Origin of the sequence: Flavobacterium tegetincola DSM 22377 (genome assembly GCF_000425485.1) — a bacterium.
Taxonomy (GTDB): Bacteria; Bacteroidota; Bacteroidia; order Flavobacteriales; family Flavobacteriaceae; genus Flavobacterium; species Flavobacterium tegetincola.
The window spans coordinates 169492-181532 of the sequence record NZ_KE384387.1 but is presented as its reverse complement, the minus strand read 5'-3'; the positions used below and the strand labels follow the sequence as shown (position 1 = coordinate 181532).

Below are 12041 nucleotides of genomic sequence, written 5' to 3'. Positions count from 1 at the left end.
CATAAATAATTTTTGGTAATCAAACTTATCATAGAATTAACTATCTTAGTTGTATTGCAAGGCAGTATAAAATGTTTTGCAATAATAAAAAAAACACCAACCAAAGACCCAAAATGATGCAGTCCTCAAAACTACATGAAATTGGAAAATACGACTATTTGGAGTGCTAAAAAATGAATACATTTCATTAAAGAATCAAATTATAGGAGACCCAAAGCTAACTGAATTGGAACTAAAAAAAGAGTTGGAAAACGCATCACATACTTTTAAAAAGCAGCAGAAAAATTCGGTTAAAAATTTATATTAAGCTTGAAAATGTTGCGGCTTGAAAGGAATAGTTCAAAGTAAAAAGAGATGGAATTATAGATGATTTGATAGTAATATTAAAATCAACTAAGAAATAGTGTTTAATTGATGAACGCATTCCAAACGGCATTTTGCGAAAGTTATGGCTTAATGTATCAGGTAAAAAAAGTATCATAGTAACAAAAAAACAACAGTATGAAACAGCTAGTAATTGCAGCATTCGTCCTTTGCACCATTTCTTGTTCGTCTACCAAAAGCAACAGCCCAATTTTGCTAGACGACAATACATTTGAACTAAAAGAAATTTCCACAAACTCATCCTACGGACTTTCTGAAAAAAATCCAGTGGAAGTTGGCGGAGTGGCAAGTACCAATGGTCCAAAAAATGAGCGAAGGTATTTGAATGCATTAACCGGACCTAACGGCGAAAAAGTGTCTTATTTCCGATCGGGAAGTTGCTGTCCAATAAAAAGTAAAAACGGCATGATGGGCATGGCAATTCTTGACAATTACCGCGTTACTTGGGAAGGTTCTAAAGATACTGTTTCAATATATATCAATATGTACGATTCTGGAGCTTTAAAAGCGCCACTTGGATTTGGTATAAAAGAATTTTAGAGGCGTCACGGCGAATAAAAGAAACGTTATGTTAGCAGTCGATTCGTTTTATGAAAGTCCGAAACTAATTTTTTAATTCGGATTTCTTTGTGGCAACCGCATTAAAAGTAATTGAATGAAAATATACAATGTAATTATTATTGGAGGCGGTCAAGCAGGATTGTCTGTAGGTTATTTTTTAAGAAGAAGCCAGTTGGACTATTTAATTTTGGACAATCAAAGAGTTGCAGGCGGTTCTTGGTTGCACACTTGGGACAGCCTGAAACTATTTTCGCCTTCAGACTATAGTTCATTATCCGGTTGGGCAATGCCAAAAAGTGAGGAAGAATATCCTACCAAAATGGAATTTATTGATTATTTAGCAGCATATGAAAAGCGCTATGCTTTTCCCATTCAAAGAGATACAGAAGTTTTTAAAGTGGAGCAAGATAATGGTCTTTTCAATATCATAACCAATAAGGGTGTTTTTTATTCCAAAACGCTAGTAAGTGCCACTGGAACTGCCAGAAAACCTTTTATTCCAAAGGTTCCAGATCCAAATGAATTTTCGGGTGTGCAAATGCACTCTGTCAATTATAAAAATGCCACCGATTTGGTACATAAAAAAGTGCTCATTATTGGCGGAGGAAATTCGGGAGCACAAATTTTAGCTGAAGTTTCAAAAGTAGCTGCGACAAAATGGGTAACGATAAGCGAACCTTCCTTTCTCCCGGACGCTATTGACGGCCGTTACCTTTTTAATGAAGCAACACAAAAATTTTTAGGAAAATCAAACGAAGAAAACAAAGGCAATTTTAGTGTTTCGCTCGCCAATATTGTCATGATTGAAACTGTAAAAGAAGCACGAAATAGAAATGTCTTAAACGCCAATCGTCCCTTTAAGGAATTTTATAAAGACGGAGTGATTTGGGAAGATGGAACTAAAGAGGCTTTTGACGCTGTTATTTGGTGCACTGGTTTTAGAGCCAACTTAAATCACCTAGAATCATTGAATATTATGGAAAACGATACAATTGCAACTATAAATACGCGGTCCATACAAGAACCCAATTTGTGGCTTGTGGGTTATGGCAACTGGACCGGATTTGCATCAGCAACCATTTACGGTGTGGGAAAAACTGCTCGTGAAACGGTTAAGGAAATTGTAGCAACCTTGCAAGTGGTAAACAATTCAAAGCAATGACATTCTTGTAATCTCAGTATTTCTATTTCAAGTGGTTAAAAACAATTATTGGAAGTTTAGAGCAATTAATGACTGAAGAACTGGTTGAAGTGCTTTGAGGATTTTTAGGGTTCATGAAAGTGTTGTATAAAGTTTAGAATATTTAGTAGTTGGCAGTAATTAACCCGCAGAATCGCGAAAATTAAACTCTTTTTTATTCTTTTATTCAGTTCTTTATTAATTAGTTGTGATGGAACTTTAGGAGGTTTTGATAATAGAACTTTTGAAACGCCAAAACAGAATATTGAAAAAGCAATTGAAACTTAGTTTGTGAAAAATCCAGAACTTAAAATTCCTGCAAAATGGAAAGACAATGATGATTGGAAAAAAAGAGGTTTTGGATTTTTAGATACAAGAATTTTTTATTTTCAATCAGAGCCTGAAGAAATGTATTATGTATCATTTGTGGGAAATGGAAATGAAAATGGACCAACTATTCTATCAATTCGTTCCGTATTCACTAAAAGACATAATCAGTGGCTAAAAGAAGAAGACTTTAGCAATGATGAAAAAGAAAGAATTGAAAAAAGATTTGATACTGAAATTATTAATAAAATAGAAATATATTCGGGAATTAAAGCGATTAAACATTTTTAACTACTGCCAATAACGGTTTTGCAAGATTGCGAAATAGGTGGGAAATTCACTTCTATTTTTCGCAAGAAAATTTATCTTAGCGGAAAGTAATCGGTTACGAAGTTCGCAACCCAGCAAAGCCGAGAACCGTTGTAACCAACTTAGGAAATGAGACGTAAAATATTTGGAATTGGACTTTTATTCTTCATAGGATTATTAATTTTACGAGGCAATCTACCTATGACTGAATCAAAAGTAATCGGAACTTATGTAAATACAAATTACGAAAACGAACACTGTTGTTTGGAATCGCCTCACGTAGCAGACACACTGATTTTAAAATCTGACGGAACATTTTCGAGCGGATATTACGGAAATGGAACTTATAAGGTTAGTTACGGAATTTTGACAACTGATATTGACTTGACTTATGAATATGAAATGGGAAAAGCTGGATACAGTACCTATTTCAGCAATAAGATTTTTGAAAAACCGAAAATTATATTGAATTATGACTTGAATCATAACTATGAAAAAACTGAATTACAAACTTATGTCCTATAAAAATAATTGCGATTTAGTGCTTACTCAAAGGTCGTTGCGTGTTTGTAACGTCTGATTTTTCTTCGGAAAATCCTCGCATAAAAAGCCGCAATTATTCTGATACATAAACGTTACATAATTACAATTACGAAATGGGAATATTTGACATATTTAAAAAAAAGAAAACGGACTCCACATTTCCAGAAAATGAACTGGAAAAGAGCTTGATGCGTGCTTCATCTGAAATAGCTGCTCAAAAAGAATTTTATCAAAAATTGTTATGGAATCAATTGTTTGTATTGACGGACGGGAATTCAAATTCCGATGAAGGAATTCAAACATTGGAGGAGAACACAGTTGTTGGATTTGTAACTTTTGAACAAGGGCAAATTCCAATTTTCACTTCTTCAAACAGGATTTTCGATAAAGGGATTATAAAAGATGAAGTTTCTTTCATGAGTTTGAAAGGTCAGGATCTATTTGCAGTTGCAAAAGGAGCAACATTTATCCTTAACCCTTATTCAAAGTATGGAAAGGAGTTAGTTCCAGAAGAAATAACAAATCTTATGAACGGAACAATCTATGACAAGATTAATGAAGAGGTAGAAGAGGATAAAAAATATCAAGAATTTAATGACCTATTTGAGCGAGCAGGAAAGAAACAAGACGGATTGATTTTGCTAGATGGATACCAAAGAAAAAAACTGAATGAATCAGAGAAATCAAGACTTGAAGAATCTGTAAAAGAATTTCAAAAATGCCTTGAGATAGTCCCTGAGCATTGGCAAAGTATGGTGCTAATATCAAAATCGTTTCAAAGATTAGAACGGCACGATGAAGCTCTTGAATATTTAGAAAATGCTTGTAGAATTGAATTAGAAAATCATTCCATTCCTATGGAAGCCGCATTGGAAGCTATGCACTTGCAAGACTTTGATAAAGCATTATATTATTCTGAAGAATCTCTAAAAAGAAAACCCAATGATTTTGTTTTAATGGGCAATCATGCTATGAATTTACTTTTAGCCAGTAAAGATCAAGAAGCGAAAGATATTATAGATAATGCGATTAAATTAAAACGTAATGACTCCGTAAATAAAAATATCAGATCGACTATTAATGATGTTATTTCTGGAAAACGAAAAAGACCTACTTTTGAAGATGCAATTAAATAATACCTGATTTAATACGATCTATAATTAATGGTTTTTTAGTCTACTTATGGGAAACCTTACGAATTTTCTATTCGGCTTTTATTTGCTAAATTACGCCACAAATCTTAGAGAATCACGTACTGCAAGTCGTTAAACCAAAATTATTTTCATGAAAAATTCAATCGTACTATTTCTGATGTTAGCGTTTCAATTTCAATCTTGTGGAACTAAAAATGACTTAAAAAATAGTCTTTGGAAATACTGTGGTAGCAATGGTGAAGGATATGTTTCCGATATTTTAGATTTTAGAGAGAACAACTATTTAAGGCTTGAAAACGATACTTTAATTGACAAAAAAACAGATTCTGTTATTGCTACGATTGATCGAATTGAATATTATTATGGAGAAAGAAGATTATTTGTCAAAGATAAGAATGGATTACTGGCAAGGTATTGTGAACAATAGGTCGTGAATTATGAAAATAATAGAAAGTCATTTGTAAAAAATATTATTTCTCCCAGTCCTGTGAAAAAAATGGTAAATTATACTATTGCTTTCTCTTAAAACTGTAAGGGTTTTACGATTATTTATCAAAATGGTGATCACAAATTAAATGCATTATAATTCAGTTTATTTCAATACGTTTAAAATCATGATTAAAATTGTACTTCAAAATACCTTGTTCATTTTTGCAATTATGCTACTCGGATGTACCACCAAACAAGATTGTCCGGAAGGAATTAATTTGCTTCCCATGTATGGATCCGTTAAAAAATGTGAGCAACAAATTAAAAGCGACATTGCATTTCTTTTAGATTGCGATAAACTATTTAAAAGTAGAAAATTAGCTGCAGAACATTACGTTGGAAAGGCCTGGGGCAATTTTTATAACAACGATCCCGAAACAGCGATGAAAAGATTCAACCAAGCTTGGCTCTTGGATCCAGAAAATGCTGAGGTGTATTGGGGATTTGGCAATCTTATGGGAATGAAGCACGAGTTAAAACAATCCATTTCATTATTTAAAAAGTCACTTCAAATCAATCCAAACAATCCAAAAGTATATGAAAGTATGGCGACCAGTTATGGCCAATTATTTTTTGAAACTAAAGAAGTAGACTACCTTGAACTCACCATTAAAAATTTAAAAAACGCATTAAAATTAGATCCGAATAATGCTAAAATTTATGGTTCGCTAGCAAGGTCTTATGCTTATTTTACACAGAAAGACAGCCTTAAAAAATACATCAACCTTACGGATAAACTGGACCCGAACTTGATAAGTCCAGAAGTGAGGAAAATTGCAGCAGAAAAATAAAATAGTCTGCAACATTTGAGAGCGTAAACCATTTGAAAAACGAGCAATAAGTTCCTAACTACATTCGTTTTTTCATGTCTAAATCGCAATGAAACCCTTTTTGAACAATCAATTGCGTTTTTCAACTTCTGGTAAATCTTGTGTTATTTCGTAAAATTGTTTTATATTAGTGGATTATGTATCTAATAAACGCAAGTTTGCAAAGCCGAAATCCGATATTTTTAATCGGTCCTATCGAAAATTAGAAGAGTATTTAATTTCGGCAGAAATTTTACAGTAACGGGCAAAAACAGAAATTATTTATGAAGTGGACTTACAGTATCAAAAATAAACTAGTGGCGTCAATTGTACTCATAGCGCTTTGCCTACTGGTGCTTTTAAGTAATTATCTGGATCAATTGCATACCGAAAATGTAAAAAATTCCATTTCCACTATGTACGATGATCGATTGGTTGTAGAGAATTACATCCTTAAAATGGCACAAAATACATATGAAATAAGAGAAATTTTGCAAGACAATGAAAAACCAGACCTAACTAACGCAATGGTTAATTTGACCAAAGAGTTCAACACTACTTTTGCAATATTTAGCAAAACAAAACTTACAAAAATAGAGAAAGAAACAGCAGACGAATTGATTGGCAACTTTAAAAAGCTGGAAGATATAATTTCAAGAAGTCAGAATGTACCTTTTATTCAAACGGACAGCATTCTTGCTTCATTAACCAAACTTTCTGTGATTCAGCTTGACGAATCAAAGTTGATTATGCAACAAGTAGAATCGCAATATGCGGCAATTAAGGTAACCTCTCAATTTGCATTTGCACTCATTATTGTAATTTTAATTGTTTTACAAATACTCGTTTTTTCAGGAGAATCTTTAATTCCTTTATTCAAAACTAAGGATGCAAGTTTAAACTAAATAAGATTAATTTCAAGTAATGGAGGCTTTTAGTTCGTTTTACAAGACAAATGATTCAAAAAGGAATTATGCCAGAACAGGCCGTTTTCGCGTCAAGCGTAAAATGAGTTTTAATTACTAACCTACAATAATTCAAATTATTATGAATAAGCTCATTGCGTTACTTATTTTTACATTATTATCTCTGGGTGCCAATGCGCAAAATTTGCTTGGTGCTTGGGAACATATCTCTACATCAGAAAATGACGAAAAGCTAAAAACTGTTGCAATTTTCTCTGATGGATATCATGTTATTACAACCTATAATGAAATTTCGGGAAAATTTATCGAAACCAAAGGCGGTTCGTGGGAAACGAAAAACGGTGCAGTAATTGAAAAAATTGAATTTGATTCTAGTAAGCCGGAACGCGTCGGAACTGAGTCTACCTTTCAATTCAAAGTATCAAATAGTGAATTGAGATTTCTGGAAAGTGGTATTAAATTTACAAGAATAGATAACAATCAGCCGGGAAAACTGCATGGTGCTTGGCTCATGTCGGGTCGTGTAGTAGATGGTAAAAATCAATTGCGTGATATAAGTGGCCCTAGGAAAACAATGAAAATTCTTTCAGGAACCCGTTTTTAATGGATTGCTTATAATACGGATACCAAGCAGTTTTTAGGAACGGGAGGCGGAACGTATACCACAATTAATGGTGATTACAAAGAGAGTATTGCATTCTTTTCCAAAGATGAAACCAAAGTGGGATTAAAAATAAAATTTAATTTTGAATTGATTGACGGAAATTGGAATCATTCTGGCTTTTCAAGTAAAGGAGATCCGATCCATGAAATTTGGAGTAGTAGAAAATAAATATAACAGATTTAATAAGTTTTAAATGAAGGCAGAGGGAACTACAGTGGAAGAAATTTTAGCACAAATTCCACCCGATAGAAAAACACAATTTAATAAGTTGCATGAGGTAATTGTAGAACATCTTCCAGCAGGATTTGAACCGGCAATTAGTTATGGCGGACTTGGATATGTAGTGCCGCATGCTCTTTATCCAGCAGGTTACCATTGCAAGACCAGTGAGCCTTTGCCTTTTGCAGCAATCGCTAATCAAAAAAATTCCATTAATTTTTACCATATGGGTATTTATGCTGATCCAAAATTATTAGAATGGTTTGTAAATGAATATCCAAAACACAGCCCCCAGAAACTTGACATGGGCAAAAGTTGCATACGTTTTAAAAAATTAGATGCAATTCCTTTTGAATTGATTGGTCAGTTAATGAAAAAGATGGCAGTTAACGAATGGATCAATACATACGAATCCAATTATAAGAAGTAAGTTTCATTTTTTATGAAGCAGCTTTGTACTAAAATCTCATGTGTATTTAAAGTAAATACCGTACCGTAATTATGAATAAAGAAGTGACAGCATACATTGAAAATGCACCGTATGAATTTAGAGCAATCATGCAATTAGTACGCGAACTATTGCATCAAACTGTTCCAAATATAACGGAAGAGTTTAAGTGGAATCGGCCCGTTTTTAAGACCAAAAGCGATTTTTCTTACATGTTATTAAACTAAAAGGATGTAACTATTGGACTTACAAAAGGTATTGAATTATTAATCGATTCGAATCATAATACAGTAAATAGTGATAAAGTTAGCATAAAATGTTGTTTTTAGTACGCTGAAGTTCTATTTTGTGAGAAAAGCTAAAACCCTTACTTACTCCAATTTTTCATGATAGAAATTCTAACTACAATATTTTTTATTTTCGCAGTCATTGATCCAATCGGTACCATTCCAGTCTACCTTGAAGCCACAAAAGAATTTGATCTTCACCATAAAAGGAAAATCGCTATTCGTGCTTCTTTAATTGCGTTTTTCATACTGCTGTTTTTTATTGTTATTGGTCAATTTATTTTGGAAGGCATGTCGGTTTCACTTGATGCGTTTCAAATTTCTGGTGGCGTAATTTTATTCTTATTTGCCTTAACTATGATTTTTGGTGATGGAAAGCCCGACTTAGAAAAAAATAAAATTACAGATTATAAACATGTAACAGTATTTCCAATTGCAATTCCTTCTATCGCTTCGCCAGGTGCAATTTTAACGGTAGTTTTATTGACTAATAATCATATTTACACGTGGCAACAGCAAGCAATCACTACAGCCATCGTTTTACTTGTTATCGGAATAACGTGTCTGATTTTGCTAACGGCCAATAACCTGCAGAAGGTCATTGGGAATTACGGAATTACAGTATTAAGTAAGATTATGGGAATGATCTTGGCTTCTTATGCCGTGCAAAGTATTTTGACTGGAGTCAAAAATTATTTTTAATACAGAATTATCTTAGAAAATAGTGTGCCAATTATCCCTGTGAAGAAGTGGTAATCTTTAAAAATTGCGAGAGGTGTAATCGGACCATAAAAAAAAGTGGCTCTTTCTAAATTGAAAGAACCACTTTTACAAAATTAACTAAATCAACTGAACCTTATCTTTTAATCAACTTCATGGAAGATTGATTGTTGTTTGCATCTGTGATTCGTACTAAGTAAACACCGTCGGTCAACCCGTCGATCGAATAGGAGTGACTGCTGTCAAAACTTCCTTTAAATTCCTTTACCAATTGTCCGGTGAGGTTATAAATAACAACATTTTGGGTGTCGGTATTTATGAAAAACGTTCCAGTGGATGGATTGGGTTGTAAAACCACTTTAGTAGCATTGAAATCCGTTTGACTCAAAAACGCTTGTTTGTTTCCAAAAACTTTAAAACCATCAGCTTCAATAGCTACCGTTTGTGTGGTACTTGTAACCGTAAGTGGTGTTCCATCCATTAAGTTGTACCAAACACCTGTATAAGGAAAATTACCTGCTGTGTTAGAATCACTATTGGTTGCATTGGTCAATACAAATACATAACTTAAATTTGGTGTTGCGGTAGTACTAGTGTAAATGTCCAAACGCGGTTTTCCTGTAGTAGAAAAATTCCATGAATGTTGTCCGTTTTCAAAAACATTTTCGTTCTTTTTTAGGTCAATCATGCGCGACCAATCGTCATACACTTTCTTACGTGCCACGTTTGCTAACCAATTTCCAGTCCACTGATTTTGTGGTTTAGTATCCAGTTTACAATCTCCAGAAGCGCTATCCGTTGGAGAATTAACCGTTCCATTGTTACATGTAAAGATAGAATCATCGTATCCCAATTCGCCAAAGTGATAAATCATTTTAGGTCCAGGAACCAATAAATGTAGCGCTCCCATAGCCGAAAGACGTTTTAATACTTTTGGCAAATTATTTAGCGTTTGACCTGATTCTGTCAATGCTTTATACACGACGCGTTCTTCATCATGACTTTCTGCATAACCAATGAATCGATCGCTAGCATCAGCAACTCCAGAAAGATTCGTGCTGTTTCCTTTTAAGAAGTTTGCATATGCATCCGTCATTTTTCGCCATTGCATAATGCCTTTAGAAATCCCGTCTGGTTCTGCTGTTTTTCTATAATTTGCCCATTCTACTTCTTCATTGTATGAACCTCCAGTTCCTAAGTGTTCAAAAATTACGTAAAAATTCGGGTCTATGTTCCATTGTAAATCGGCATAGTATTTCAATTTTGCTACACGATCGGCTTGGTAACTATTGGTACATGCATCTTGAGCACTACCGCTTCCTGTATAGGGACAGTTTTGCGTAAAACCTTTAGTTAAATCCCATCGGAAACCATCAATTTTAAAATCATTCATCCAACGCTCAATGGTTTGCTTTACATAATTTCCAGTAAGGTTGTTGGGTTCATTGTAGTGATTCAAATCGGTTCCTACATTATAGGAATGCATTGCGTTTGCATTTGCATACGGATTTTCGGCAGTAGTACCATTATCCCAACCGTCATTGTCTGTATCCTTCATCCACATTCTAGCCAATGGCGAACGTCCAAAAACGTGATTTAACGCCACATCAAGAATAACTGCAATGCCGTTTTGGTGGCATAAATCAATAAATTCTTTCAACTTGGCTTCTGATCCATAGCGTTTGTCTAAGGCCATGTGGAAGGAAGTGTTGTAACCCCAACTTTCATTGCCTTCAAATTCCATCACAGGCATCAATTGAATGGCATTGATTTTTAAATTTTTAAAATAATCAATACGATCGATTAAATTTTGATACGTTCGATTGGCATCAAAATCACGCACTAAAACTTCATAAATAACCAAATCTTTTACGTTTGGTTTTACAAAATTAGTGGTAGCCGCGCTCCAATTGTATTGATAAAAAGCGGTTGGTCCTGTTTGCAATACACTCACTTCACGTTCTTGTCCCGCTGGATAAGCAGGTAAATTTGGATAAACACCAAGAGCGGCAATTTCAGGATCATCAAAAGGACTAAGCACTAAAATTGAAAAGGGATCTGCAGTTTTGACCATTGCGGGAGAAGTAGCAGGAAGATTGGTTTGATCACCTACCCAGTATTGGTAGGTATATACTGTTCCAGGAGTCAATCCCGTCAATTCCAGCCAAAACTTTCCCGAAGCAGGATCATTTTTCATTGCGTATGAAGCATTGGGCTCCCAGTTGTTAAAGCTTCCTGCAATGTAAATGAAATCTTTATTTGGTGCACTTAAAACCAATGTAGCTTTTGTTGCATCATTAGTATTGTAATTGACACCATCTTTTAAACCTGTAGGAATACCTTCTGTAACAGCACCTCCGTTTACAATAACTGAAAACTTTCTGGTAATAGTTGAAGAACCTTGAGTAGCTTCCAAAGTATAATTTTGATTGGCAGTAATGTTTGCTTGTGTAAAAGTATAGTTTGATGTACTTGGAATACTATTTACGGTAGTTCCATTAGCTTTCAAAACATAACTTGCAGTACCACCAGTATTATTTGCAGCTACGGTAAAGCTAGCGCCTGAAACTAAAATTGTAGCACTGTCTGCAACGGGTGCAGTCAAATTCAATTGAAATGCACCTACGGGAAGAAACGTATCCGCTGATTGTGGTGCACCCGAAGCAGCTCTAAAAACCACACAAATTTGTGTAATCGTACTTGTTGTTGGAATACCAAAAGAAGTATACAGATCAGGTCCTAGAGTAAGTTTGTATGTTGTTCCTGACACTAAAGTCAATGCGGGTTGAAGCGTATTATTTCCCCAAGTACCCTTTACGTTTTGCCATTGAACACCATTTACGGTAAGTCCGATGTGGGCATAAATGATGCCGGTATATGTGGCAAGCGGTGTTCCTGCCTTGTTAAAACGAACTTCTACGGAACCTTCTGCCAAAGCAGGTGCAGGAATAGTAGTTGTTTGTGCAAAAGCGCATACATTTAGAAATAAAAGGAGTAATGTAATTTTTCTCATAATCTTAT

At 34.4% G+C, this 12041-nt stretch carries 13 protein-coding genes; 12 read left to right on the top strand and 1 reads right to left on the bottom strand.

From position 1 onward, the window contains the following. Positions 1–501 precede the first annotated feature (501 nt). The 12 genes from H602_RS0115885 to H602_RS0115830 all read left to right on the top strand — a co-directional run bounded on the left by H602_RS0115885 (position 502) and on the right by H602_RS0115830 (position 9002). Positions 502–924, top strand: a complete 423-nt coding sequence (locus tag H602_RS0115885) for a hypothetical protein (protein WP_026978905.1) — start codon at positions 502–504, stop codon at positions 922–924. Positions 925–1039: 115 nt separating this feature from the next. Beyond that, entirely contained in the window at positions 1040–2107 is a 1068-nt protein-coding gene (locus tag H602_RS0115880; protein WP_026978904.1) for an ArsO family NAD(P)H-dependent flavin-containing monooxygenase, read from the top strand. 309 nt (positions 2108–2416) lie between these two features. Continuing rightward, positions 2417–2743, top strand: coding sequence for a hypothetical protein (locus H602_RS19035; RefSeq protein WP_026978903.1), 327 nt, complete (start codon positions 2417–2419; stop codon positions 2741–2743). Between the two features lie 147 nt (positions 2744–2890). Beyond that, entirely contained in the window at positions 2891–3286 is a 396-nt protein-coding gene (locus H602_RS0115870) for a hypothetical protein (RefSeq protein ID WP_157505122.1), read from the top strand. Between the two features lie 131 nt (positions 3287–3417). Continuing rightward, on the top strand, positions 3418–4440 hold the full coding sequence (locus H602_RS0115865) for an SseB family protein (RefSeq protein ID WP_026978901.1): 1023 nt from the start codon (positions 3418–3420) through the stop codon (positions 4438–4440). 148 nt (positions 4441–4588) lie between these two features. Then, on the top strand, positions 4589–4885 hold the full coding sequence (locus H602_RS0115860) for a hypothetical protein (RefSeq protein ID WP_157505120.1): 297 nt from the start codon (positions 4589–4591) through the stop codon (positions 4883–4885). A gap of 187 nt (positions 4886–5072) precedes the next feature. After that, positions 5073–5738 carry a tetratricopeptide repeat protein gene (locus H602_RS0115855; protein ID WP_026978899.1) on the top strand — a complete coding sequence of 222 codons (666 nt, stop codon included), beginning with the start codon at positions 5073–5075 and terminating at the stop codon, positions 5736–5738. A gap of 302 nt (positions 5739–6040) precedes the next feature. Next, positions 6041–6661: an MCP four helix bundle domain-containing protein gene (locus H602_RS0115850; protein WP_026978898.1), complete on the top strand. Its 621-nt coding sequence runs from the start codon at positions 6041–6043 to the stop codon at positions 6659–6661. Between the two features lie 142 nt (positions 6662–6803). Further along, entirely contained in the window at positions 6804–7286 is a 483-nt protein-coding gene (locus H602_RS19030) for a hypothetical protein (protein WP_245574955.1), read from the top strand. 253 nt (positions 7287–7539) lie between these two features. Further along, positions 7540–7995, top strand: a complete 456-nt coding sequence (locus H602_RS0115840) for a DUF1801 domain-containing protein (RefSeq protein WP_026978897.1) — start codon at positions 7540–7542, stop codon at positions 7993–7995. Between the two features lie 71 nt (positions 7996–8066). Then, a complete protein-coding gene (locus H602_RS20005) occupies positions 8067–8240 on the top strand; it encodes a DUF1801 domain-containing protein (protein ID WP_157505118.1) in 174 nt (57 codons plus the stop codon). 159 nt (positions 8241–8399) lie between these two features. Further along, the gene (locus H602_RS0115830; protein WP_026978896.1) at positions 8400–9002 is read left to right on the top strand and encodes a MarC family protein; all 603 of its coding nucleotides are present in this window, start codon (positions 8400–8402) and stop codon (positions 9000–9002) included. Between the two features lie 154 nt (positions 9003–9156). Here the strand turns inward: H602_RS0115830 and H602_RS0115825 are convergent, their stop codons facing one another. Further along, positions 9157–12033, bottom strand: coding sequence for an alpha-amylase family glycosyl hydrolase (locus tag H602_RS0115825; RefSeq protein WP_035759849.1), 2877 nt, complete (start codon positions 12031–12033; stop codon positions 9157–9159). Positions 12034–12041 lie beyond the last annotated feature (8 nt).

Bases quoted from the DNA above. Each gene is read 5' to 3' on its own strand.
- H602_RS20005 (WP_157505118.1), top strand. From the start codon at position 8,067: ATGAATAAAGAAGTGACAGCATACATTGAAAATGCACCGTATGAATTT.
- H602_RS0115860 (WP_157505120.1), top strand. From the start codon at position 4,589: ATGAAAAATTCAATCGTACTATTTCTGATGTTAGCGTTTCAATTTCAA.
- H602_RS0115880 (WP_026978904.1), top strand. From the start codon at position 1,040: ATGAAAATATACAATGTAATTATTATTGGAGGCGGTCAAGCAGGATTG.
- H602_RS0115850 (WP_026978898.1), top strand. From the start codon at position 6,041: ATGAAGTGGACTTACAGTATCAAAAATAAACTAGTGGCGTCAATTGTA.
- H602_RS0115855 (WP_026978899.1), top strand. From the start codon at position 5,073: ATGATTAAAATTGTACTTCAAAATACCTTGTTCATTTTTGCAATTATG.
- H602_RS0115870 (WP_157505122.1), top strand. From the start codon at position 2,891: ATGAGACGTAAAATATTTGGAATTGGACTTTTATTCTTCATAGGATTA.
- H602_RS0115885 (WP_026978905.1), top strand. From the start codon at position 502: ATGAAACAGCTAGTAATTGCAGCATTCGTCCTTTGCACCATTTCTTGT.
- H602_RS0115830 (WP_026978896.1), top strand. From the start codon at position 8,400: ATGATAGAAATTCTAACTACAATATTTTTTATTTTCGCAGTCATTGAT.
- H602_RS19030 (WP_245574955.1), top strand. From the start codon at position 6,804: ATGAATAAGCTCATTGCGTTACTTATTTTTACATTATTATCTCTGGGT.
- H602_RS0115840 (WP_026978897.1), top strand. From the start codon at position 7,540: ATGAAGGCAGAGGGAACTACAGTGGAAGAAATTTTAGCACAAATTCCA.
- H602_RS0115865 (WP_026978901.1), top strand. From the start codon at position 3,418: ATGGGAATATTTGACATATTTAAAAAAAAGAAAACGGACTCCACATTT.
- H602_RS0115825 (WP_035759849.1), bottom strand. From the start codon at position 12,033: ATGAGAAAAATTACATTACTCCTTTTATTTCTAAATGTATGCGCTTTT.